This is a genomic window from Anoxybacillus gonensis (genome assembly GCF_001187595.1).
GTDB classification, from domain to species: domain Bacteria; phylum Bacillota; class Bacilli; order Bacillales; family Anoxybacillaceae; genus Anoxybacillus; species Anoxybacillus gonensis.
On record NZ_CP012152.1, the window covers coordinates 2,397,346 to 2,419,857 of the forward strand.

29 protein-coding genes are annotated in these 22,512 nt (G+C 40.9%); 10 read left to right on the plus strand and 19 right to left on the minus strand.

Annotated elements, in window-relative coordinates; all coding sequences use genetic code 11:
* Positions 1-6 precede the first annotated feature (6 nt).
* Positions 7-1,335 (plus strand): IS3 family transposase, encoded by a 1,329-nt coding sequence (locus AFK25_RS12550; protein ID WP_035067880.1) that lies wholly within the window; start codon positions 7-9, stop codon positions 1,333-1,335.
* Positions 1,336-1,388: 53 nt separating this feature from the next.
* On the opposite strand, the gene AFK25_RS12555 is transcribed toward AFK25_RS12550, so the two are convergent.
* The gene (locus AFK25_RS12555) at positions 1,389-1,751 is read right to left on the minus strand and encodes a HesB/IscA family protein (protein WP_019417399.1); all 363 of its coding nucleotides are present in this window, start codon (positions 1,749-1,751) and stop codon (positions 1,389-1,391) included.
* 16 nt (positions 1,752-1,767) lie between these two features.
* Positions 1,768-2,622: a diaminopimelate epimerase gene (gene dapF / locus AFK25_RS12560; RefSeq protein WP_009362231.1), complete on the minus strand. Its 855-nt coding sequence runs from the start codon at positions 2,620-2,622 to the stop codon at positions 1,768-1,770.
* 145 nt (positions 2,623-2,767) lie between these two features.
* Here dapF and AFK25_RS12565 point away from each other — a divergent pair, with 145 nt between their 5' ends.
* A complete protein-coding gene (locus tag AFK25_RS12565; RefSeq protein WP_009362232.1) occupies positions 2,768-3,451 on the plus strand; it encodes a DUF2225 domain-containing protein in 684 nt (227 codons plus the stop codon).
* 4 nt (positions 3,452-3,455) lie between these two features.
* Here the strand turns inward: AFK25_RS12565 and AFK25_RS12570 are convergent, their stop codons facing one another.
* On the minus strand, positions 3,456-3,695 hold the full coding sequence (locus tag AFK25_RS12570) for a YuzB family protein (RefSeq protein ID WP_026011617.1): 240 nt from the start codon (positions 3,693-3,695) through the stop codon (positions 3,456-3,458).
* Between the two features lie 166 nt (positions 3,696-3,861).
* Between AFK25_RS12570 and AFK25_RS12575 the strand changes: the two genes are divergently transcribed.
* Positions 3,862-4,929, plus strand: coding sequence for an NAD(P)/FAD-dependent oxidoreductase (locus AFK25_RS12575; RefSeq protein ID WP_009362234.1), 1,068 nt, complete (start codon positions 3,862-3,864; stop codon positions 4,927-4,929).
* 159 nt (positions 4,930-5,088) lie between these two features.
* On the plus strand, positions 5,089-5,607 hold the full coding sequence (locus tag AFK25_RS12580; RefSeq protein WP_205626195.1) for a hypothetical protein: 519 nt from the start codon (positions 5,089-5,091) through the stop codon (positions 5,605-5,607).
* Positions 5,608-5,618: 11 nt separating this feature from the next.
* On the opposite strand, the gene AFK25_RS12585 is transcribed toward AFK25_RS12580, so the two are convergent.
* Positions 5,619-5,924: a YuzD family protein gene (locus AFK25_RS12585; RefSeq protein WP_009362236.1), complete on the minus strand. Its 306-nt coding sequence runs from the start codon at positions 5,922-5,924 to the stop codon at positions 5,619-5,621.
* A gap of 94 nt (positions 5,925-6,018) precedes the next feature.
* Here AFK25_RS12585 and AFK25_RS12590 point away from each other — a divergent pair, with 94 nt between their 5' ends.
* A complete protein-coding gene (locus AFK25_RS12590; RefSeq protein WP_003398276.1) occupies positions 6,019-6,255 on the plus strand; it encodes a NifU family protein in 237 nt (78 codons plus the stop codon).
* Positions 6,256-6,307: 52 nt separating this feature from the next.
* On the opposite strand, the gene thrB is transcribed toward AFK25_RS12590, so the two are convergent.
* The 5 genes from thrB to yutH form a co-directional block, all read right to left on the minus strand.
* Complete coding sequence (gene thrB / locus AFK25_RS12595; RefSeq protein WP_009362237.1) at positions 6,308-7,222, minus strand: homoserine kinase; 915 nt, start codon at positions 7,220-7,222, stop codon at positions 6,308-6,310.
* A complete protein-coding gene (thrC, locus tag AFK25_RS12600; protein WP_035066316.1) occupies positions 7,219-8,277 on the minus strand; it encodes a threonine synthase in 1,059 nt (352 codons plus the stop codon). The genes thrB and thrC overlap by 4 nt, the downstream gene beginning before the upstream one ends.
* Positions 8,277-9,578, minus strand: coding sequence for a homoserine dehydrogenase (locus AFK25_RS12605; RefSeq protein ID WP_035066335.1), 1,302 nt, complete (start codon positions 9,576-9,578; stop codon positions 8,277-8,279). Before AFK25_RS12605 ends, thrC begins: the two co-directional genes overlap by 1 nt.
* Before the next feature lie 154 nt (positions 9,579-9,732).
* Positions 9,733-10,704, minus strand: a complete 972-nt coding sequence (locus AFK25_RS12610; RefSeq protein ID WP_009362240.1) for a 2-hydroxyacid dehydrogenase — start codon at positions 10,702-10,704, stop codon at positions 9,733-9,735.
* A gap of 47 nt (positions 10,705-10,751) precedes the next feature.
* Entirely contained in the window at positions 10,752-11,690 is a 939-nt protein-coding gene (gene yutH / locus AFK25_RS12615; RefSeq protein ID WP_035066313.1) for a spore coat putative kinase YutH, read from the minus strand.
* 132 nt (positions 11,691-11,822) lie between these two features.
* Here yutH and AFK25_RS12620 point away from each other — a divergent pair, with 132 nt between their 5' ends.
* Positions 11,823-12,320 (plus strand): phosphatidylglycerophosphatase A family protein, encoded by a 498-nt coding sequence (locus AFK25_RS12620; RefSeq protein WP_009362242.1) that lies wholly within the window; start codon positions 11,823-11,825, stop codon positions 12,318-12,320.
* A 31-nt stretch (positions 12,321-12,351) separates the two neighbouring features.
* Here AFK25_RS12620 and AFK25_RS12625 read toward each other — a convergent pair whose 3' ends face one another.
* The 3 genes from AFK25_RS12625 to AFK25_RS12635 all read right to left on the minus strand — a co-directional run bounded on the left by AFK25_RS12625 (position 12,352) and on the right by AFK25_RS12635 (position 14,338).
* Positions 12,352-13,122 (minus strand): TIGR01457 family HAD-type hydrolase, encoded by a 771-nt coding sequence (locus AFK25_RS12625; protein ID WP_035066311.1) that lies wholly within the window; start codon positions 13,120-13,122, stop codon positions 12,352-12,354.
* Between the two features lie 92 nt (positions 13,123-13,214).
* Positions 13,215-13,847, minus strand: coding sequence for a helix-turn-helix transcriptional regulator (locus tag AFK25_RS12630; RefSeq protein WP_009362244.1), 633 nt, complete (start codon positions 13,845-13,847; stop codon positions 13,215-13,217).
* 50 nt (positions 13,848-13,897) lie between these two features.
* Complete coding sequence (locus tag AFK25_RS12635; protein ID WP_009362245.1) at positions 13,898-14,338, minus strand: DUF86 domain-containing protein; 441 nt, start codon at positions 14,336-14,338, stop codon at positions 13,898-13,900.
* Positions 14,339-14,453: 115 nt separating this feature from the next.
* Between AFK25_RS12635 and AFK25_RS12640 the strand changes: the two genes are divergently transcribed.
* Entirely contained in the window at positions 14,454-14,720 is a 267-nt protein-coding gene (locus AFK25_RS12640) for a DUF3055 domain-containing protein (protein WP_049720901.1), read from the plus strand.
* Between the two features lie 37 nt (positions 14,721-14,757).
* The gene (locus AFK25_RS12645) at positions 14,758-15,030 is read left to right on the plus strand and encodes a hypothetical protein (protein WP_009362247.1); all 273 of its coding nucleotides are present in this window, start codon (positions 14,758-14,760) and stop codon (positions 15,028-15,030) included.
* A gap of 22 nt (positions 15,031-15,052) precedes the next feature.
* Here AFK25_RS12645 and AFK25_RS12650 read toward each other — a convergent pair whose 3' ends face one another.
* Positions 15,053-15,328 (minus strand): YutD family protein, encoded by a 276-nt coding sequence (locus AFK25_RS12650; RefSeq protein WP_003398297.1) that lies wholly within the window; start codon positions 15,326-15,328, stop codon positions 15,053-15,055.
* A gap of 112 nt (positions 15,329-15,440) precedes the next feature.
* Between AFK25_RS12650 and AFK25_RS12655 the strand changes: the two genes are divergently transcribed.
* Positions 15,441-16,076, plus strand: coding sequence for a YhcN/YlaJ family sporulation lipoprotein (locus tag AFK25_RS12655; protein WP_009362248.1), 636 nt, complete (start codon positions 15,441-15,443; stop codon positions 16,074-16,076).
* Positions 16,077-16,125: 49 nt separating this feature from the next.
* On the opposite strand, the gene lipA is transcribed toward AFK25_RS12655, so the two are convergent.
* Entirely contained in the window at positions 16,126-17,040 is a 915-nt protein-coding gene (gene lipA / locus AFK25_RS12660) for a lipoyl synthase (RefSeq protein WP_338024053.1), read from the minus strand.
* Between the two features lie 125 nt (positions 17,041-17,165).
* Here lipA and AFK25_RS12665 point away from each other — a divergent pair, with 125 nt between their 5' ends.
* Positions 17,166-18,137, plus strand: coding sequence for a M23 family metallopeptidase (locus tag AFK25_RS12665; RefSeq protein WP_035066305.1), 972 nt, complete (start codon positions 17,166-17,168; stop codon positions 18,135-18,137).
* A gap of 19 nt (positions 18,138-18,156) precedes the next feature.
* Here AFK25_RS12665 and AFK25_RS14895 read toward each other — a convergent pair whose 3' ends face one another.
* The 5 genes from AFK25_RS14895 to AFK25_RS12685 form a co-directional block, all read right to left on the minus strand.
* Positions 18,157-18,261, minus strand: a complete 105-nt coding sequence (locus AFK25_RS14895) for a methionine/alanine import family NSS transporter small subunit (RefSeq protein WP_009362251.1) — start codon at positions 18,259-18,261, stop codon at positions 18,157-18,159.
* Positions 18,261-19,772 (minus strand): sodium-dependent transporter, encoded by a 1,512-nt coding sequence (locus AFK25_RS12670; protein ID WP_019417416.1) that lies wholly within the window; start codon positions 19,770-19,772, stop codon positions 18,261-18,263. Before AFK25_RS12670 ends, AFK25_RS14895 begins: the two co-directional genes overlap by 1 nt.
* A 187-nt stretch (positions 19,773-19,959) precedes the next feature.
* A complete protein-coding gene (gene yunB, locus AFK25_RS12675; protein WP_019417417.1) occupies positions 19,960-20,706 on the minus strand; it encodes a sporulation protein YunB in 747 nt (248 codons plus the stop codon).
* Between the two features lie 51 nt (positions 20,707-20,757).
* Entirely contained in the window at positions 20,758-21,060 is a 303-nt protein-coding gene (locus AFK25_RS12680; RefSeq protein ID WP_020424535.1) for a YunC family protein, read from the minus strand.
* A 53-nt stretch (positions 21,061-21,113) separates the two neighbouring features.
* A complete protein-coding gene (locus tag AFK25_RS12685; protein WP_026011623.1) occupies positions 21,114-22,502 on the minus strand; it encodes a bifunctional metallophosphatase/5'-nucleotidase in 1,389 nt (462 codons plus the stop codon).
* Positions 22,503-22,512: the final 10 nt, after the last annotated feature.

Genomic DNA, 22,512 nt, shown 5'->3' on the forward strand with positions numbered 1-22,512 from the left:
GACAATATGAGTAAAATAACTTTTTCATCTAAAGAGATAAACATACTTCAAAAAAATCCAAATGTACAACGTGTCAGCGAAAGGTCTATTACCTATACTGACGATTTTAAAAATAGATTTATAGATGAATACCAAGCTGGCAAATTCCCTCGTCAGATCTTTGAGGAAAACGGCTTTGATGTGGACGTTATCGGCATAAAACGAATTGAACAGTCAGCCCATAGATGGAAAAAAGCCTATGAAAAGAATGGCCTGATAGGGCTTACAGATTCAAGGAAAACGGCTTCTGGGAGACCCTTAAAGCGTGAGCTTACACAGTCCGAAGTGATTGAAAGGCAAAGGGCCAGAATTGAGCTGTTGGAAGGACAGGTGGAGCTGTTAAAAAAGCTAGAATTGACCGAAAGGAGGCTGCTAAACGCAAGGGAAAATCTCAATCCGAATAAAGCGTACCAATTGATACAGGAGACCATTGAACAGAATGGATTCAAGGGGATGACCAGGTATTTTTGTGACCTTCTGGATGTCTCACGGTCGGGATATTACAGCTACCTGAAGGCTTCCTCTGTCCGGGAAGCACGGGAGAAATTGGACCTTGAAGCGAAGGAAATCATCTTAAAGGCCTTTGACCGGCGGGGATATAAGAAAGGTTCACGCTCTATCAAAATGATATTGGAGAATGAGTTTGATATGATCTTCAGCCGTAAAAAGATCCAGAGGATCATGAGGACATACGGAATCGTCTGTCCTCACCGAAAGCCTAACCCTTATAAAAAGATCGCTAAAGCAACGAAGGAGCATCAGGTTGTCCCGAACAAATTAAACAGGGAATTCAAGCAGGGAATCCCCGGGAAAGTACTACTTACGGATATCACTTATCTTCCATATAACGGAAATTGTATGGCTTATTTGTCGACCGTAAAAGACGCCTCCACCAATGAAATCCTGGCTTACCATGTGTCTGATCGCATCACCTTGGACATCGCCACCCAGACGATCCATCAATTGATGAACAATAAGAAAATTACTCTCCATGAAGAGGCTTTTATCCACTCGGATCAGGGAAGCCACTATACAAGCCCACGTTACCAGAAGCTTTTAAAGGAGTATGGCCTGGGCCAGTCTATGTCACGAAGAGGCAACTGTTGGGATAATGCCCCTCAAGAATCATTCTTTGGCCACCTTAAGGATGAAGTGGATTATAAATCGGCAAGAACATTGAAGGAATTGAAGTCAAAAATTAATCATTACATGGTTTACTATAACAATTACCGCTATCAGTGGAATTTAAAAAAGATGACCCCTATTCAATATAGGAATCATCTTCTAGCTGCTTAATCTCTTTTTTTATAGTGTCCTTGACATGGGTGCCACTTTACATCGGGGGCCTTTTAACATTCTTCTGGCGTACCAGTATGTGTCGCTGTACGGAACGATGAACCGCAGCCGCACGAAGCAATGGCATTCGGATTGTGAATCGTAAATCCGCCACCCATCGCTCCTTGTTCGTAATCAATCGTCGTTCCTTTTAATACAAGTGCACTTTCTTTATCGACTAATATACGCAAACCGTCTTGTTCAAACTCATAATCCTCTTCACGCTTCTGATGCTCAAACCCCATCGCATAAGATAATCCGCTACATCCTCCACCATAAACACCGACACGAAAATAAACGTTCTCTTCTCCGCTTTCTTTCATCATCTGTTTCACTTGCTCCGTCGCTTTTTCTGTGAGTATCACAATTTGTTCCATTGAACTTCACTCCTTTTTAATAATAGTATACACCTGTACAAATCGTTTCTGCAGCACCGCGCATCAACACATCGCCATTTTCTTTCCACGTAATATACAAATCTCCACCAGCTAAATGAACAACCGTTTCCTCATTTCGCTTCGTTTTTCCATTTAGCACCGACGCCACAACCGCTGCACATGCTCCAGTGCCACACGCCTCGGTTACTCCTGATCCTCGCTCCCATACGCGAAAATGAAGCTCACGTTCATTCACCACTTCTACAAACTCGACATTTATTCCCTCTGGAAAGCGCTCATCTTTTTCAACGGTCGGTCCAAGCGTCGTTACTGGCGCCTCCTCAATACGATCAACATAAAATACCGCATGAGGATTCCCCATCGATACACCTGTCATATAATACGTATGCCCTGCAAAATCAATTCGTTCGTTAATAACTACATCGTTTTCTTCTCCGACCATCGGTATTTCTCCACGAGATAAACGAGGTTTTCCCATATTGATTTCCACACTATTGACTTTTCCATCTTCTACAAAAACGCGAGCTTGAACAAGACCTGATAATGTTTCAATGAGAAACTGTTCCTCTTGAACGATGCCATGTTCATATACATATTTCGCTACGCATCGCAACCCGTTGCCACAATTTTTCCCTTCCGATCCATCGCTATTAAAAATTCGCATTTTCACCGGTGCCACATCAGATGGGCAAATTAAAATGAGTCCATCTGATCCGATCCCTGTATGTACATTTGCCACTCGCTTTGCAATATAAGATAATTCCTCTTCTGCTAAACGCTCTGTAAACATATTGACATAAATATAACTATTTCCTAATCCATGCATTTTCGTGAACGAAAAACTTCTCATACTGTCCCTCCGCATACATGTTTAATAACACTATACATCGTTGCCATGAACGTGACAACTTTTTTACAAATATATAAAAAGTCACAGGCAATCCGAGAAACATATAGTATAATATGACTATCAATCCTACAAGGCAGGGAACATAATGGATATTTTATATGATCGTACCGTCACATGTCTTGTTTGTAAACAAACATATACAACGAAAAAAGTCCGTTCGCGTTTCATTCGTCCTATCCGGCACGACACTGACTTTTGCTCATATTATGCGAGCGAAGAAGCGAATCCGCTTTTGTATTATGTACACGTTTGTCCACATTGCGGATTTGCGGCAACAGAAGAATTTTCAACATATTTCCCACCACAAACGCTTGAGGCCATTCAACAAAACATTTGCGCCAATTGGCGCGGAAAAAATTACAGCGGGGCTCGTACATTTGCTGAGGCCATTGATACATACAAGCTCGGCATTTATTCCGCCACATTGAAAAAAGAAAAACATATTACGCTCGCTGGACTTTATATGCGTCTTGCATGGTTATATCGTTCAAACCAAAAAAGCGAAGAAGAACGGCGATTTATGCGATTAGCGCTCGAGCAATATATCGCTTCTTATGAAGCAGATGATTTTGTTCACACACATATGTCCGAAGTGCGCTTATTGTATTTAATCGGAGAATTGTATCGTAGGCTAGGAAAAGAAAAACAAGCGATCATTTATTTTTCGCGCGTCATTGCTAGAAAAAAAGAGACGATTGAAAAAGGAATTGTCAATATGGCTTACGACCGTTGGCAAGAAATTCGCGAAGAAAAAAAGGGGGCGCAATAGCCCCCTAAAACATTGGATTTTCTTCAATATATGCATACACTCGCTCAACGAGCTGCTCTGCATCCTCTGCTGTAACAATATCCCCATTTACCATCGCAAATAACATATTGGCACATTTTCCACAGTATCCTAAACATCCGTATTCAATAATGTCTAAATTCGGATCTTTTTCAAGTTGCTCTAGCGCGCGTTGTGAACCATTGGCTAAATTACTTATACAAAATTCAACGATCGGTTTTAACAATGTATTCACCTCAATCTTAATATTATAACACTTTCACTAAAAATGATGTAATATTGACATAAGAAAAACATCTTAATTATTCATGTTTCTCGAAAAAATGTTGTTATTTTGTCACAATTTCGCTATACTTTTAGTGGTCGAATTTTATCAAAAGGGGAAAGCTTCCATGAGAAACCTCGTGCTACTTGGCGGCGGATACGGAAATATGCGCATCTTACTCCGCATCCTTCCGAATTTACCAGAACATATCCATATTACATTAATTGATCGTGTTCCATACCATTGTTTAAAAACAGAATATTATGCTTTAGCTGCTGGGACGATTAGTGACCAGCACATTCGCGTTCCATTCCCAGAACACCCTCGCCTATCTTACGTTTTTGGTGAGGTCAAAAAAATTGATTTGCATCATGAAGTTGTTCATCTTCAAGACGGAACGTGTATTCCGTATGATGACTTAGTCATCGGATTAGGTTGTGAAGATAAATATCACGGTGTACCCGGTGCAGACATTTTTACTTATAGCATTCAAACAATTGATAAAGCAAGAGAAACGTATCAAAAACTAAGCAATCTCCCACCACATAGCATCGTCGGTGTCGTCGGTGCGGGATTAAGCGGTGTAGAATTGGCAAGCGAATTAGTTGAAAGTCGTCCAGATTTACACGTTAAACTGTTTGATCGCGGCACACGCATTTTATCCATGTTTCCAGAGCGGCTAAGCCATTATGTAGAGCAATGGTTTCATTCGCATGGTGTGGAACTCATTCGTCAATCAAACATTACAAAAGTTGAGGAACATACGTTGTATAATCACGATGAAGCAATCCATTGCGATGCGATTGTATGGACTGCCGGCATTCAGCCGAATCGTGTCGTCCGCGAACTCGATGTGGAAAAAGACAGTCAAGGGCGTGTCGTATTAACACCTCGACATCATATTCCAAATATAGAAAATGTATACGTTGTTGGAGATTGCGCAAGCTTACCGCACGCTCCGAGCGCCCAACTTGCCGAAGGCCAAGCGGAACAAATCGCTCAAGTATTACAAAAAAGATGGAAAGACGAAGAACCACCAAGCGAATTTCCGCCAATTAAGTTAAAAGGTATTTTAGGATCATTAGGCAAAAAACATGGCTTTGGCCTCGTTGCCGACCGCCCACTAACCGGACGAGTTCCACGTCTACTAAAATCAGGCGTCTTATGGATGTACAAGTACCATAACGGATATTAATTACCTAGATTTTTTGTATAAACATGTGCTGTTTTTTGTTTGACACTATGGTATGATAAGCATAGCATAACAAAATAATGATCTTCTCATGCCGAAAACACCTTAGATTTTTATTAAGGTGTTTTCTTTATACACATAACAAGTAGAAAGGAGGGATAAATGTTGGAAGCCGTTCTCCAGCAAGTTCTCACAAAGTTAAACGAACTTCAAGCAGAAATCAATAATATGAAACAGACAGTGGCCACAAAACAAGATCTCGAAAATATGGTCACAAAAGAAGACCTCAAAGCCATGGCTACAAAGCAAGATCTCGAAAACATGGCCACAAAAGAAGACCTCAAAGCTATGGCTACAAAACAAGATCTCGAAAACATGGCTACAAAAGAAGACCTCAAAGCCATGGCTGCAAAACAAGATCTCGAAAATATGGTCACAAAAGAAGACCTCAAAGCCATGGCCTCAAAACAAGATCTCGAAAACATGGCTACAAAAGAAGACCTCAAAGCCATGGCTACAAAGCAAGACTTGAAAATGATCCAACAAGCTGTACTTGAAACGAATGAAATCGTCAAAAATATTGAAGCAAATCAGAAAAGACAAGAGCGTATTTTAGATGTACTTTCTAAACGTTCCATTGAACATGAAGCACAAATTACTGATTTGCGTTATGTAAAATGAATGAGGGCGAGTTACTTCGCCCTTTTTTCAATCGCTTCATAAATGTTTTTTAATTTCGGATTTCCTTCATCAACAATTTCACCATCAATGACAATGACAGGATAAAATAAGTCTTCGTCAATGACCTTTTGTGCCCATTGACGTTTTTCTTCATCTTCCGGTGGATGAAAAATATCAACATACACAAATTGAAATGAATCGTTCGGATATTTGCGCGAAATGGCAGCTTGAAGCCATTCATACGTATCTTTTGATGATGGTGCACCGACACAAGAAGCACAAATCGTATCCGCTCCATACACACATATTTCAATCATATTTATTCTCTCCCCTGGAAAAAAGTTAAGTAACGTTGATAGATTTTTTTCATCATGATGATTATAATAAAATTAGTGAAAGGAGTCGATGAAAATGGCAGATCAAGATATTAAACAACAAGTGCAAGAAGTGTTAGATAAACTTCGTCCATTTTTACTTCGCGATGGCGGGGATTGCGAATTAGTCGATGTAGAAGACGGCGTTGTTAAACTTCGCCTTCTCGGTGCGTGCGGAAGCTGCCCAAGCTCAACGATCACATTAAAAGCTGGTATTGAGCGCGCATTACTTGAAGAAGTTCCTGGCGTTGTTGAAGTTGAACAAGTGTTTTAAAGTAAAAGGGGTGTACGAGAAGTACATCCCCTTTTCATATGAAGAAAATCATTTATTTCTCTAACGCCATTTTATATACACAACTACCTTTCGTCTCTACTGACAACATTCGAACATCACAATGTGGAAATGTTGCCACAAGCGCATCATATACTTCTTTCCCTCTCCCTTGTTCAGCAAAACAAAGAACAGTTGGACCCGCACCGCTTAGCGCGACCCCAAACGCCCCATTCCGTTTTGCTATGGTACGCACATGTTGCAATTCGGGTACGAGACATTCACGATATGGTTGATGAAATAAATCTGCATCCATCATCTCACCAACGAGCGACCAATGGTTTGTAAGCAATGCCGCCACAAGCACGTTACTAATTGCGCTTGCCTCGACTGCTTGCTCGCGCGTAAATGCGCTAGGAAGAACAGTGCGAGACTTTTTTGTTTCCAATTCATACGCCGGAATGACAGCAATTAAATCAACTGGAATGGAAGGGATGTGCACAACATGTGTACGGTCTTTCAAATGACTTCCAATGACTACTCCCCCATATAAAGAAGCACCGACATTGTCAGGATGACCTTCATATACGCTAGCTATGCGCATTTTTTCCTCCTGTGACAAATCAAGATGTCCAAGTTCATTTGCTAGCTCAATGGCCGCTATAATGGCAGCTGCGCTACTACCTAACCCTCTCGTAAATGGAATGTTACTTGATACAAACACGCGACACGGAGGTAGCACTACACCATACTGACGAGCGAGTTGACTGGCTACTTGATAAATTAAATTACTTTCACCTGTTGGAATACTTTTTACTTCACTTGTTTTCGGGATAAATTCCCACACCTCAGCACGAACAACTTCTAACGTTAAATGCAACGATACAGCCAATCCGATCGAATCAAAGCCAGGTCCAAGGTTTGCTGTGCTTCCTGGCACGACAATTTTTAACATCTCTCCATCATTCATTGAAGGACCGCTCCTTGAATATGCGCAAACACCGCTTCTTCGTCATTTGGCAAAACGATCAGTTGAATATTCGTCGCGTCCATCGCTACATTTGGATCTTTTAATCCATTTCCAGTCAACACCGCAACAATTCGGCTTCCTTTTGCAATTTCTCCGCTCTCCACTTGCTTCATGACACCAGCAATTGACGCGCATGAAGCAGGTTCTGCAAAAATTCCTTCTTCTCGTGCAAGTAGACGGTACGCATCTAAAATTTGGGCATCTGTCACCTCATCAATTTTTCCTCCCGATTCGTTGGCAGCTTGAACAGCATATTCCCAGCTCGCTGGATTACCGATTCGAATCGCTGTCGCAATCGTTTCTGGGTTTTCGATCACTTCGTTACGAACAATTGCTGCCGCTCCTTCTGCTTCAAACCCACGCATTTGCGGCAATGTTGTTCCATGTTTTTCATGAAATTGTTTAAATCCTTTCCAATATGCTGTAATATTCCCAGCATTTCCGACTGGAATGGCAAGAATATCAGGGGCTTGCCCAAGTTGCTCACAAATTTCGAACGCTGCTGTTTTTTGCCCTTCAATACGATACGGATTGACCGAATTGACAAGCGTCACCGGAGCCATTTCGCTTAAACGACGCACCATTTTTAATGCGTGATCGAAATTTCCTTGAATCGCAACAATTTCTGCCCCATACATGACCGCCTGCGCTAACTTTCCGAGCGCAATTTTCCCGTCAGGAATGACGATAATGCAGCGCATATTTGCCCGTGCAGCATACGCAGCGGCAGCGGCAGATGTGTTGCCTGTCGAAGCGCAAATAATTGTATCGCTTCCTTCTTCTTTTGCCTTCGCAACAGCCATAACCATCCCGCGATCTTTAAAAGATCCCGTTGGGTTAGCCCCCTCTGTTTTGACGTATAATTCTACACCGAGTCTTTCCGATAAATGAATAAGCGGAATGAGAGGTGTATTCCCCTCATTTAACGATAACATCGGTGTTTTATCTGTCACCGGTAAATATTCACGATAATGATGTAACAATCCCCTCCACATTACAGCGCACCTTCCCCTTCTACTCGATACGAACTTTTCACTTCTTCGACAACTTCTAAATCGCGCAACTGTTGCAACACATCACGATAATCTTTTAAAGATGCTTGATGCGTAACAAGAACAATTTCTGCCAAGTCTTTTTGTTTTAAAGGTAATTGTAAAATTTTTTCAAAACTTACTCCACGTTCTGAAAAAAGTGATGTAATTTTCGCAAACGCTCCAACTTGATCTTTTACATGAATACGTAAGAAATATTTCGAGTATATTTCGCTATCGTCTTTTAACTGCTTATCGTATTGTGGGGTAACTGCGCTTCTTCCATTGACCCCAAGGCGCATATTTTTCATTACAGCAACTAAGTCCGACACAACGGATGTTGCTGTCGGTAAGCTTCCTGCTCCCGGACCATAGAACATCGTCTCTCCAACCGCTTCACCGTAAACGTAAACGGCATTATACTCATCATTGACAGACGCAAGTGGATGTGTGTCTGGCAACAATGTCGGTTGCACACTCACTTCTACTTTCTCTCCGTCTCGATGGGCAATACCGATTAATTTCATCGTATAACCGAGTCGTTTGCTGTAATTTAAATCTTCTTCTGTAATTCCAGTAATTCCTTTGACGTATACATCTTGCAAATCAATATTCATCGAAAAACCAAGGCGAGCTAAAATCGCCATTTTTCTTGCTGCATCTAGTCCTTCTACATCTGATGTCGGATCTGCCTCAGCATAACCGAGCGCCTGCGCTTCTGCTAATACTTCTTCATATTTTCTATTAAATTTACTCATTTTTGTTAAAATATAGTTTGTTGTCCCGTTTACGATGCCCATCATTTTTGTAATTCGATCAGAAGCTAATCCGTCTACAAGGCTGCGTAAAATCGGAATTCCTCCTGCGACACTTGCTTCATAAAACAAATCGCAACCGTGTTCAGATGCGACGGAAAGCAACTCTGTTCCATACAGCGCCATTAAGTCTTTATTTGCCGTCACAACATGTTTTCCGTTTTTTAATGCCTGTAATATATATCGTCGCGTTTCTTCAATGCCTCCCATGACTTCAATGACGACATCGATGTCTGGGTCATGAATGACTTCTTCTACGTTTGTCGTTAAGACTGACTCTGGCAAAACGACATCTCTTTTTTTATCGCGATCACGCACAGCAACTTTTTTGATTTCAACAGGGCAACCAATTTGGTGCATCAATTTATCTTGATGATTTTTAATAATTTTCACAACTCCACTGCCAACCGTTCCTAATCCTAACAATCCAACTGATACGCTTTTTACCATCTTCCCCACCTCTTGTTTTTCTGTAATGAACATTTGTTTTTGTATAGTAGACATTATAGAGGATCTCCATTTCTTTTACAATCCTTATTTTCATTATCGTACCATATGAAAACGTTTTATGTTTAAAAATTTTCTAAAAAAATAAAAAAAGAGCCTATTGGCTCTGTACAGGTGTATAAGGCTCCTTTCCTTCTAGCACGGCTATCACGTTGCGACAACATAGTTGCATCATCGCATACCTCGTTTCTTTCGTCGCACTCCCGATATGCGGCAAAGCAACAACGTTCGGTAATTGTAATAGCGGATGGTCCGAACGAATCGGCTCTTGTGCAAATACATCTAGCCCCGCACCAGCAATATGTCGGTTGATTAACGCATCATATAACGCTTCTTCGTCCACAACCGCCCCGCGTCCCGCGTTAATAAAAATAGCTGATCGCTTCATTTTCATAAATGCTTCGCGGTTAAACAATCGATACGTTTCATTCGTTAACGGAGCTAAACAGACGACAAAGTCCGCTTGTTCAAGCAACGCATCAAACGAACAATACATCGCACCAAGCGTTCGTTCGGCTTCGATATTTCGTGAACGATTATAGTATAATACACGCATATGAAATCCTTTTGCCCGATGTGCAACGGCTTGCCCGATTTTCCCCATCCCGACAATCCCAATCGTTTTATGGTGTACATCCGTCCCTGCAAGTAAAAGCGGGCTCCAACTTTTCCATTTTCCTTCTTTTATAAACTCGGCTGCTTCAACCAATCTTCTTGCCGTTGCTAACAGGAGAGCAAATGTTAAATCCGCTGTTGTTTCTGTCAATACATCAGGCGTGTTACAAACAATGACCCCTCGTTTTGTCGCTGCCTCTACGTCAATATTGTCGTAACCGACAGCTACATTCGCAACGACGCGAAGTTTCGGACTTTGTTGCAATAACTCCTCATCAATGCGATCAGATAACATCGTAATTAATGCTTCCGCTCGGCTTGCTTCTTGAAGTAACACATCGCGCGGAACAACAAGATGCTCATGTGGCCACATGTTCACATCATATTTGTCATATAACGGTGCAACGACATCATCTGGTATTTTTCTTGTAATGAAAACATATCGTTTTCCCATACCCTCGTCCCCTTTAGCATATCTTTATCCGCTTTATTGTACCATATTTATAACCAATCGAGACGAGGAATAGAGACCGTAGTCATATCATGAAAATGACGAAGTTTTTGTTCATATACGTCAGTCTCTTCAAATACTTGTCGTAATTGTTGCGCATACCGTTGTCGTATGTCACCTTCTGATCCATAGTAGTTTTCAATCGATTGAAAGTAATGAAGCGGAAATAATAATCGGGCATAAATCATTCGCCAAGAAAAACGGCTAAGCGATTGCACATGTTCATACGTTTGTAAAAAACGCTCAATCGTTTCATCTGATTGTTTCGTTAACCACTGCTTTCGAATCCATTCCGCAACATCGCGACTTGCGTGATCAAACACCCAATCCGTCGGTATTTTCCCCATTTCCCATGTTTCGGGCGGAAATTGTTCATGACAAATCGTCGGCATATCACCGCGCATCGGAACTTCATCTAATTGCGTATCCATCACATATTGAACCGCATTTTCCGCAACACCTAAATAGTAAGGAAATGTCTCAACAAATTGTTCATCCACCTCATTTTTTTCGGAAGACCTCACTTGTAATTGCCAAAAATGTTCTAGTTGATCAATTCGTTGTCCCCATAGTTCTCCCCATTTGCCAAATCGACTTCGAGCGGAAACATCATACGGATATGTGCGACCACGCTGATGAAATAACGCGAGTTGTTGCGCGGTATCTCCTGTTTTCATTCGGTTTTCCATTTTCCATACACTCACTTGCTTTCCTTGTAACATGCCAATCAAACGTCCTGTTTTCGTTGGAAGCAACGTTGCAATCGTTTCGTCACCTTGCGTTCGCATATACATCGCCATGTAATATAACTGCTGAATATCGCTTTCTTTTTCATTCGTCGGCACCGCAATATATATGTCATTTCCGCTTCGAACGAGAAAGCGATCACCTACTTGTTCCATATGATCGACTCGAAAATAATAATCCATGCACATCCCTCCTTCCTTCATGTATATGTTTCAAAAATACGTATAAACTTCATAAGAGAGAGGAAATGAACGCACGTTTCATAAAAAGTCACATACATTGTAAAAAATAAAAAACGAAATAGGTGAAGTTGGATGGAGGAAAAGAAAATAGGAAAAATGGAACAAATCGCACGACAATGGCTTGCTGATCGCGGGGTAACAATCGAACATATTGCTGAACTCGTTTATTATTTACAATCTAAATATCATCCTGACTTACAAATGGACGAATGTATTCATAACGTGAATCGGGTGATCGCTAAGCGTGAAGTACAAAACGCGCTGTTTACCGGCATTCAGCTCGATATTTTAGCAGAGAAAGGTTTACTACAAGAACCTCTTCAATCATTTATCGCAAAAGACGAAGGATTATATGGGGTAGATGAAATTTTAGCGCTCTCCATCGTCAATGTGTATGGGTCGATCGGTTTTACGAACTACGGATATATCGATAAACAAAAACCGGGCATTTTACATCAATTAAATGATAAATCATCTGGTCAATGCCACACATTTTTAGATGATATCGTTGGAGCGATCGCTGCTGCTGCTTCAAGCCGTCTAGCGCATCGCGCCGCCCATGTCGAATAAATAGGAAAAAGGTGCCCAACTAGGCACCTTTTTATATGCGTTCCATCCATTCTTTTAACGAATCTACGACATACGTCGGTTGTCGGTCATACGTTTGCAACATTTCTTTCGTCGTCACACCCGTGTGAACGAGAAGTGTATCCATCCCGGCATTCATCCCTGCCATAATATCCGTATCATAGTTATCCCCGATCATTAACGTTTCTTCTTTCGGAACACGAAGCACTTCTAGCGCCTGCTCCATAATAATTTTTTCCGGCTTACCGATAAAAATCGGCTTCGTTTGTGTCGACACAGCAACGACAGATGTAAGCGACCCGTTTCCTGGTAAAAGTCCGCGCTCCGTTGGAATTGCAATATCTCCGTTTGTCGAAATAAACAGCGCCCCATTGCGAACAGCTAAACAAGCAATCGCTAATTTTTCGTAATTAATGCTACGATCAATCCCCATGACAACGACTTCCGCATCTTCATTTGCAAATGTAAATCCTTTTTCTTCAAGCGCACGACGAATACCGTCTTCTCCAATCACATAAACAGAGGCGTTCGGCTTCTTTTCATAAATGTAGTTTGCCGTAGCTTGACTTGTTGTAAATACTTGCTCTTTCGTTGCAGGGATACCGAATTTCCGCAACTTTTCTGCTACCTGTTCCGGTGTGCGAGAAGAATTGTTTGTTACAAATAAATACGGAATACCTTTTTCATGAAGGCGATGCACAAAAGCGCACGCTTCTTCAATTCGTTCTGTTCCGCGATACATCGTACCGTCTAAATCAATTAAATATCCTTTATATGTTTTCACTTTTGCCACTCCTTTTGACAACTTGCACGTTCAAACTTTAACGCAAAACAGCTGCACTTGTCAAAAAGAGCACAACGAATGTCAACGATTGTTCATTTTTTTCGCTTAATATGGTAGCGACACGCGTCATCACCGTCAGCTAAACACGTTTTCGGAACAATTTCGGCTTCATGAATGAGCGTTTCAAACAACTGTCGTTCACATTCACAAGCAATCGGATACGCTTGAGCTACTTCTGCAATCGGACAGTTATGTTCAACTAACTCAAACGAACCATCATCGTGTTGTACCAATTCCGACATATACCCATGCTCATTTTGTACCGCCACAAGCTCTTTCATTTTCTCATCAAATGATTTATTGCCAAATTGTTGCTCATACAGCTTTTTCATCCGTTCTTGCCGATTTTGAAACAGCTCGGCTACCATTTGCTTTCCGCCCATCTGTTCTAAATCAGCTAAAAAATCGAGCATCGTTTGTTGATAGTGGCGCGGAAACCGTTGATGTCCTTTTACGCTTAATTGATACACGTTTGTCGGCCTTCCCATCGGCTGACGAACAAGCGTCGATTCAATAAGCTCTTCACGCTCTAACGCGCTCAAATGACGGCGAACAGCCATCTCCGTAATTTGTAGTTGCTCCGCCATTTCACCGACTGTTAGCCGCTTTTGCACTTTTAACATTTTTAAAATTTGCTCTTTTGTGGAAGAGGTTTTTTTTCGCATCACTTTTCACCCTCTTCCATTTTATATGATTTTCCCTATACACACAATTTTTAAACATTTTCATTTAAAAAGGCGGACACAGGTCCAAGTTCATGATGTAAATACGTGCGAATAGCGGTCGGAAAAGATTGAAGAACATGGCGATAGTTTTGCAACGCTTTCAATAATTCGTCATGTGGTACATCGATGTATTGTTGCACAAGCTTTTTGCGGAAATGGATGATTTGTTTTAATGCCTCGCCATCTTCATCAGAAAGAACACGCTCATCCACTAAAATGTCAATAATGTCCTCGTAACTTCCTGGATCGCGCATAATAAATCCATCAATCATCGCATTTCCAACATCAATGATTGATTCAATAATGACATGCCCTATACGTTCAAGCGCTAGCTTCTCTATTGGCGTATGAAACGGTTGTTGGACATAGGAGACGACTTCCTCCATATATTTCAATGTTTTTTCAATTTTTTGGCGATCGACAAAATACATCATTCATCTCCCTTTCTGTTTTTTATTTTATTGTATCATAGCGCTTTCTTTTACACAGCTAACAGAAATTTGTTAAGATGAAGAAGCAATAACACATGAGATGGAGGGATTCCATATGGAACGTTTCTTTTTATATGACGATACGGTCGATACGAAAACACGATTTGTTAGCTTCGTTGGAAAAAATGAACGGTTTGATTTAGCAATCGTCCAAACAGACCGTTTTTACGGGAAAGCGCTTATCCTTGATTTACAAAGCAATCGATATGCGATTATCGGTTCAGATGACTTGCAACAGCCTGGGTATATTGAACACATATATAACTTAAATGAAGAAGAGGCAAACGAGTTGCGAAGCTTTTTACATGAAATCGTCGGTTAAGTGGTACGCTATGTAAAAAACGAAAGGAAGAATTCACATGACCGATGAAACATATCACGATTTTTCAACTGTGGAAGCGATGAAAAACTTCCTCGTACCAGAAACGTTGCCCGAAGGTCCATACGGTTCCCCACGGGGCGAACATGAACCTGTTCAAAATAAAAGTACCCCATGGCGAAAAGGGCAACGATATTACAGCGCGTTTAATTACGAGTATAAGTCGCTTCATCAAAACATTCCGCGCCAAGACCCAGGCGCACATCCCGTTCACGATGATCCGAACGAAAATAACGAGCAACCGTACTCATAAAAAATAGGTCAGGACGCCTGACCTATTTTTTCACTTTACGTAACACAAAATAAGCGCAACCGAAATTGCAATATTCAAACAAATATTCGGATAATGTACTTATTTTCGTATCATATGTCGCTTTTTGGTTATGGTCATCAAAAAAGCCACGCAACCGAAGCTGGTTATATCCCCAATCGCCAACAATGTAATCATATTTATTTAAAATATCCGTATAGCGCGCACGAAACGCTTCTTCGTTAAATCCGTTGCGTACATTTTCTACAAGCTCGTAACATGTATTATGAATGCAAATCATATATCCTCACCTCTTCTTTCCATTTCTATCATAAAACATGTCTTTCTCCCAAGCAATCACCATTATAACGCTTTGAATAAAACGAACAATAAAAAAGAAGGGGGGAGTTGTTTTGCGGAATACATGGTTACTGACAGGGATTAGTACAATCGCTTTCTTATCTGGATGCGCTGGAATAAACGACGAATCCACATCTTTGTATGAGAAAAGCGGAACAACGATCAACGTTCGCTCAAGAAACGATTTATATAACGAACATGGTGTTCGAAACGGAATGGATTCGAGATTAACAAATTTCGGTTACGTAAGACATCAAAAAAGCCCAATTCCGGGCGATACAACACAGTATGCGACAATACCTGTATTAAACAGAGAAAATGTTGCCGATTTAATTAGTAAACTGTGCACCCAACTTCCGAACGTTTATGACGTTGGGACGCTCGTCACAGACGATACCGTGTTTGTCGTTTACAAGACAGACAGTACAAATCGGTTTGAAACAGCCGATCAAGTGAAAAAAACAGCTATTTCTGTCGTTCCACGTTATTATCACGTATACGTTTCAGACAATCCGCGCATGTTTCAAGATATTGAACGATTCGGCCGTTTAGATGCAAATAGTCAAAATATCGATCAAGTTTTACAACAAACGATTAAAGAAATGCTCAAGTCGCCACAAGGTAGAAAAGTGAGCAGCGGAGAAAATGAAAACGGTGTGCAACGCGAAGAAATGAACATGATGCAATAACGAAAAAGGATGTCCCACATACATGAAAGGGACATCCTTAATTATATGTTTACTCATTCGCTTTTGCCGATTGTACTTGCTCATCAGCATGATAAGAAGAGCGGACGAGCGGGCCAGACTCACAATGACTAAATCCTTTCGCTAACGCAATTTCTTTTAACTCCATGAACTCATGCGGATGGTAATATTTCTCTACCTTTAAATGTTTTTTTGTCGGTTGCAAATATTGCCCGATCGTCAAAATATTCACCCCGACTGCCCGTAAATCGTCCATCGCTTCTAAAATTTCTTCTTTTGTTTCACCAAGCCCGACCATTAAGCTTGATTTTGTAGGAATATCCGGTTGCATTTCTTTCGCACGGCGCAAAAATTCAAGTGAGCGTTCATACGTTGCGCGCGCACGAACGCGCGGAGTGAGGCGACGAACTGTTTCAATATTATGATTTAAAATATCAGGACGAGCGTCCATTAGCGTTTTTAAGTTTTCATATACACCACCCATATCAGACGGCAATACTTCAATCGTCGTCAACGGATTTTTCCGTCGAATAGCACGTACCGTTTCAGCAAATACAGCTGCACCGCCATCTTTTAAATCATCGCGCGCAACAGCAGTCACAACAACATGTTTTAAATTCATTAAACGAACGGATTCAGCAACACGCTCTGGTTCTTGCCAATCTAGCTCCGTTGGCAATCCTGTTTTCACAGCGCAAAAGCGGCAAGCGCGCGTACATACATCGCCTAAAATCATAAACGTCGCTGTGCGACGAACGGCCCAACATTCATGAATATTTGGACAACGCGCTTCTTCGCACACCGTATGCAATTGTTTTTCGCGCATCATTTTTTTCAAGCCTGTATAATGTTCATTCGTATTTAACTTTATTTTTAACCAATCTGGTTTGCGAAGGTGCTGTTCTTTTGTTGACATCATTTTCACGCTCCACTCGTTAATGTACATTACCCATTATACGAGTTATTGCCTTACAATACAAAACAGTTTGTTTTTCCAACATTTTTTATTTATGAAAACAGTCGATTACCTCAAACTAATGATATGAACATCGGAGAAAGGAGAAAGAATGCGTGAAAACATTATGGTGCATAATCGTTTTTCTTTTCATTCCGTTCCAATCATTCGCTGCTGCACCAAATGATTTGTATGATCAACGAATGGAACTTTATAAAAAAGCAGAAGCCATTTCGCTCATTCCGTGGTACTACTTCGCAGCTGTTGATCAATATGAACGGAGCATTCGCCAAGCGCGCCGCGATTTACCAAAACCAACTGGAATTATCGGTATTTACATCCCCCCTGAACGATGGGCTGGGCCACTCAATCAAAATAAAGAAGATCAAAATCCATTTACAATTAGCCAATTTGGTGGAATGGGGATAGATGGGAATGGAGACGGTATCGCTGATCGAACAAACGATGAAGATGTATTATTTGCGTTTGCTCGCTTTTTACGATCATACGGCACAGACCATACACATATTAAAATGGCGCTGTGGGACTATTATGAGCGAAGCAAAACCGTCGATATCATTTTAGGAAAAGTAAAGCTATATAAACATTTTGGGACGCTACAACTCGATCAATATGCCTTTCCAATTCCAAGACGATTTGAATATAGTTATCGCAGTACATGGGGAGATGCACGCGGATGGGGCGGACGACGGATTCATGAAGGAACAGACATTTTTGCACATTACGGTACCCCTGTTCGCTCAACATGTTACGGTATCGTTGAATTAAAAGGATGGAATAAATACGGAGGTTGGCGCATCGGCATTCGCGATATAAACAATACGTATCATTATTTTGCGCACTTAAATGGATTCGCTAACGGCTTAGAGGAAGGAACGATTGTAGAGCCCGGCATGTTGATCGGTTCAGTCGGAAGTTCTGGTTACGGACCGCCCGGCACATCGGGTAAATTTCCGCCGCATCTTCACTACGGCATGTATAAAGATAACGGCTATACGGAATGGTCGTTTGACCCATATCCTTACTTAAAACAGTGGGAACGACAAGAACGCATGAGAAAAAGATGAGGCATCTGCCCCATCTTTTTTATGATTGCCGACTTTTCTTTACTGCATGAGCGACGCTCGCAGCAAAACCTCCCCAAATAATTACCATACCGACAAGCATCATAATAAGTGCACTTGTTTCCATTAGCTTGAAACCTCCTTGTCTGTCGGAACGGAAAGCACTCCATCTTTCCAGCGTTTTACTGAAAGAACAAAACCGAGAACGATGACAAGCGCCGCAACAGTCCATCCGTATTTAACGACGAATAACGTATCGTATCCACCATAATTTTCTTTCACATTTGTTTTAATGCTATCAAACATCATGTATCCTAATACAATTGGTGTGACAACAGAGAGCGAAATTTTCCACCATGCGCCTACCATAATATCTGATACGCTATTTGCATGTGTTTGAAGGGCATTTAGTTCTTTTAACACCCATGCAATGACAACTACTTCCACTAATCCAACAAGCGCAACGCCAAAGTTGTTAATGAAATAGTCAACGACATCTAAGAAATATAATCCGCCGTTCGAAGCGAATATTAATGCGATGAGCGCAGCTACTCCACCACCGCCGAGAACAGCTTTCGTTCGAGATATACCGAACTTTTCTTGAATCGCTGAAACATACGTTTCTGAAATCGAAATAAGCGATGTCAGTCCTGCTAGTGTCAATGAAAGGAAAAATAATACCCCGAAAAGCTCATTAAACGCAGGGAACTGGTTAATAATTTGTGGGAAGACGACGAACGCTAATCCAACGCCACCTTTCACAACTTCGCTTACTTCTACGCCTTGTTGTTGCGCTAAAAAGCCAAGGACGCTAAATACGCCGATACCAGCTAATAACTCGAATCCTGAGTTTGCAAAACCGGTAATAAATGCGTTATTCGTAATATCAGATTTTTTTGGCAAATAACTTGAATAAGTAATCATAATAGCGAACGCAATCGATAAGCTAAAGAAAATTTGGCTATATGCAGCAAGCCATACTTTTCCGTTCATAATTTGATCCCAATTTGGTTTGAAAAATGCATTTAATCCTTGGATCGCTCCGTCTAACGTCACAGCGCGAATGACAATAATTAAGAAAAGAACGATAAGCGTTGGTAAGAAAATTTTATTTGCGACTTCAATTCCTTTTCGAACACCTTTATACAAAACGGCTAAGTTAATGATCCAAACGAGAAGAAGTGGAATGAAAACAGCTGGGACTAAACTTCCGAACGTACCCGGCGTTTCTGCTAATTTCAAATATTCACCGAATAAAAAGTCCCCTGTATTTTCTCCCCATTTCGATGTAAATGCAAAATACGTATAAGACATCGCCCATGCAATAACGACGGAATAATACGTTGAGATAACGAATGAAATAAGGACTTGCCACCAACCAATCCATTCTGTTCCTTTGCTTAGACGGGCGAACGTTAACGGTGCTGAACCGCGATACTTATGTCCAAGCGCAAATTCCAATATAAGAATTGGAATACCTGCTGTTAATAATGCGAATAAATACGGGAGAAAAAATGCCCCTCCACCATTTTCATATGCAACAGCCGGAAACCTCCAAATGTTTCCCAATCCAATTGCCGAGCCAGCAGCTGCTAAAATAAAGCCAGCGCGTGTGCCCCATTGTTGACGACTCTCCATAATAAAATACCCTCCTCAGTCAGTTTTTCATTTTTTCATATCATTACATAATAAAAAGATGAACACCTCCTCGTTCGATTATTTTAATTTTTCAGACTTTTTTTGTTTCATTTTAGTTTTAAGTATATCAACGGACAAGCCTTTTGTCAAAATAATATTTTAAAAAATAAAATTTTCAGAATTTTTATTATTCAACTGGAATTTCAATTGACGTATTTCCTTCCCCACCTTGATTATAAAATTGCGGAACTTCCCCTTGAATAATTTGAATCGCTACAGGAATGTCGTTTTGAATCGTTGCTGTTTTTGTTGCAAATGGAATAATAATTTGCACGTTGACTTCGATATGAATTGCTATTTCTATTAAAGCGTTATTTATGCCAAACGGACGTATATTTTTATTTACATCCGAATGAACATCCCCAATAACGTAAAAACGAACCGGAATGCGCGGTCCTAAATTTCCTAACAATACGTTATTCGTTGCTTGTCCGAGCGGGATATAATAGACGATTCCTTGTTCTTTTTCTGTTTCAATTTGAACATCTGGAAACTCAAGCGCGGATAGTTTTCCTTCTGATGCCGCTTTTAAATTTCGTTGAACACGATTTGTCGTTTTAGCTAATACTCGATTCACAACGGTAGCATTAAAATCGATCGCAGAAATTTTCCCATGCTCATCTTTTTCAATTTTGATAAAATTTTCAACGCGAAAGTCGTCCTCAGCAATTTGTTGATTAATCGCATTATTGATCACTAAATTCGCTAAGCGGCGCGTTTCTTTCTCTGCGATCGCCATCAGCGTTGGTTCGATTCCTCTATTAATAAACCAAAGGCTCGCAACAGTCGAAATGATAAAAAAAACGAAAGTAATTAAAAAAATATAGCGGATGGGTAGCGGTTTTCTTCTTTTACGTAGTTGTTGATACAACAAAAATCCCCCCTCTCACGCTATATGTATGCGATCAAGCAGGGGATTATTATTTTATTTCATCAGGAGCAAGGCTTCTTTCCCTTTCATGCCACGTGAAATACCTAATTGTTCAGCAGCAAATGTAACAGACTCAAGCGGTGCCTCTAACAGTTGATCAATTGTCCGCACTCCTACCGCTCTTCCAGCTACAATGCCACGGTCGCGCAATTTTTCGTTTAACAAAGCCACATCTAACGCCCCACACATAATATATCCTTTATCATTAGCAACAGCTAACAACGTCGTTTTAGGCAACTGAACAGAAATGGCCGTAAACGGCTCTCCGTCAATCCATAACGGCTTTAATTCGATCATATATTCACGCTCCTTTCTTTTATTCAATGTATGAATAAAAGATCGAAGGGTGCCTATTGATACATGTTTTTTAGCTTCCACGCAAGCACATCCCGCAACATTTCAGGCATGTAATATTTCTTTTTCGCACGATATATTTCTGGATACAAGTGTCCGAACGTAAACATATCAATTGTTGCGACCGCATACGTTTTTTGCTCATCAATTGGCTGATGATGAATCAAAATGCGACGCACATGTGCTTGACCGTCCGACATGGTCTCTTTCTCAATTGTGACGCCATCGTACACCATCTGTCCCATCACTTCACCACGAAACCCAAACCCTCTCACCCGCAACTGTTTCATTTGTTCCGTTTCCGCTTGTAAAATGACCTCTTTTAATTCGCTTCCACGTAAATATACTTTGCACGGATTAATTGGGTGCGGACAAATGCGATGAATATCCCCTTTCGTCACAACGCCTTTTGGCAATGATGCAAGCAAAACACCCGCATTGACCATCGCTATATCACCTTCACACCATTCGTTCAACGCTTGCGCAAGAAGCGACGCAAATGGGGAAGGGGAAAACCAGTCCATATGTAACGGTTCGGGCAAATGCACAATCGGTTGTGCCAATGCATTTGTTGCTTGCTCAATCATATGATTTAATTTTTGTTTCGTTTCCGCACATTCATGTTCTAATGCATCGGTATGTTGGACATATGCGCATGACTCAACTTTTCGGCTATTTTTATCAATTGACAATGTTAAACATCCGACATATTGCGCAAACTTCCCTGCTCCACAAAGCAACGTTTCATTCACGCGCTTGCCATGTTCAAATACGTGATGTGTATGGCCACCTAAAATTGCAGTCAATTGTGGAAACATATGAGCCATTTTTTCATCATCACTTATCCCTAAATGAGACAATAAAACAATGGCATCTACTTTTTCCGAAAGTTGTTCAATGAGCTTAGCAACCGTATCAAACGGATCGGCAACACGCCATCCAAGCAATTCATAAAACGTCTGAAACGGAACGGTCACCCCAATAAACGCAACGCGAACATGTCCAAACGTCATCATAACATATGGCTTCATCCAATGCGGGCGCTCTCCGTTTTCATAAAATACGTTCGCCACGATGACCGAAAACGTCGCGTGCGTATACAACGTATCGAGCTGTTCATGACTAAGTGTTATTCCTTCGTTATTCCCGATCGTAACCGCATCGTATGCGGCATCGTTTAAAAGAATGACGTTTCCCTTTCCAGAGGATGCTTCCGTGATCGGATGAAATCGATCGATAAAATCACCAATATCAAGTAAAACCATATGCTCGCGATTTTGTTGATGCTTTTTTCTTACTGTTTTTAAATAATGAACAACTTTTGGCCATCGCTCAAAATGGCTATGCACATCGTTTGTATGATAAATATGTATCGTCTCCCTCAACGCTTGCAAC